Below are 701 nucleotides of genomic sequence, written 5' to 3'. Positions count from 1 at the left end.
CGAGTTCACGGTGATCCACGGCAATGTCGACAGCAACACCGATGCCGACTTCGTGCTGATGCTGAAGGGCAACTACAACCTGACGGCCAGCGACTTCAACGGCGTCTCCTAGAGGGGACGAGCGCGCCTCCCCGACCGGGGCAATCCCGGTCGGGGACTTTCTGTTCAATGCGCCGGGTCCGGGCGACGGGTTGATGCCCTGATGGTCCGCGGTGCTGATGTGGGGGGTATGCGATGACGAAGAAGAAGAGCGAGCCACAATACAGGATCCCCGGATTGCGCGGCATCCTTGCCTATCTGTTCGGGCTGTCGGGGATCATCAACATCCTGGCGCTGACGGGCGCCTTCTACATGCTGCAGATCTACGACCGGGCGCTGACCAGCGGCTCGATCTCGACGCTGGTGGCGCTGTCGATCCTGGCGATCAGCCTGTACCTGTTCCAGGGGATGTTCGACATCATCCGCTCGCAGATCCTGATCAGGCTCGGCGCCCGGCTGGATGCCGAGCTTGCGCCGATCGCCCACAAGGTGGTGATCGAGATGCCGCGCTACGGCTATTCGACGTCTGAGGCGATGGAGCGCGGCCGCGACGTCGACACGCTGCGCGGCTTCCTGTCGAGCCAGGGCCCGGTGGCGCTGTTCGACCTGCCGTGGATGCCGGTCTATCTGGTGTTCGTCTGGCTGCTGCATCCGATGCTGGG

1 pseudogene is annotated in these 701 nt (G+C 63.9%); it reads left to right on the top strand.

Features of this window, described 5'->3' with window-relative positions:
• Positions 1-234: 234 nt before the first annotated feature.
• Positions 235-701, top strand: a pseudogene (locus RGCCGE502_RS34350) (type I secretion system permease/ATPase); the annotation flags it as partial.

The sequence above is a fragment of the Rhizobium grahamii CCGE 502 genome, from assembly GCF_000298315.2.
Taxonomy (GTDB): domain Bacteria; phylum Pseudomonadota; class Alphaproteobacteria; order Rhizobiales; family Rhizobiaceae; genus Rhizobium; species Rhizobium grahamii.
The sequence above is the reverse complement of the archived record's forward strand: the minus strand, read 5'-3'. Positions and strand labels throughout refer to the sequence as shown.